This is a genomic window from Neisseria sp. P0001.S005, from assembly GCF_051963715.1.
The window spans coordinates 1-518 of sequence record NZ_JBQCTZ010000547.1 but is presented as its reverse complement, the minus strand read 5'-3'; the positions used below and the strand labels follow the sequence as shown (position 1 = coordinate 518).

Below are 518 nucleotides of genomic sequence, written 5' to 3'. Positions count from 1 at the left end.
TGTAAAAGTTATTGCTTCTGGTGAAATCTCAAAAGCAGTTACCTTGAAAGGTGTAAAAGCTACTAAAGGTGCTAAAGCTGCTATTGAGGCTGCCGGTGGTAAAGTAGAAGAATAAGGCTTGCACTACAGTGGCTAATCAACAATCTTTATCGGGATTATCCAAATTTGGTGATCTGAAAAAACGTCTGGCATTCCTTTTAGGTGCTTTAGTCGTTTTCCGTATTGGTGCTCATATACCGGTACCGGGCGTAGATGCTGTTGCATTAGCTAAGTTATACGAAGGCGCTGCAAACGGCATATTCGGAATGTTAAATATGTTCTCGGGTGGTTCGTTGGAGCGCTTTAGTATATTTGCAATTGGTATCATGCCTTATATTTCGGCATCGATTATTGTTCAGCTTGCTTCTGAAATTGTTCCTTCTTTAAAAGCTTTAAAGAAGGAAGGTGAGGCTGGTAGGAAAATAATTACGAAATATACTAGGTATGGGACGGTATTATTGGCTGTATTGCAAAGCTTT

2 protein-coding genes are annotated in these 518 nt (G+C 39.8%); both read left to right on the top strand.

Features of this window, described 5'->3' with window-relative positions:
• Positions 1–115: uL15 family ribosomal protein (locus tag ACTHSP_RS21585; protein WP_440346953.1), on the top strand; the 115-nt coding region annotated here is incomplete at its 5' end.
• A 13-nt stretch (positions 116–128) separates the two neighbouring features.
• Positions 129–518: preprotein translocase subunit SecY (locus tag ACTHSP_RS21580; protein ID WP_440346952.1), on the top strand; the 390-nt coding region annotated here is incomplete at its 3' end.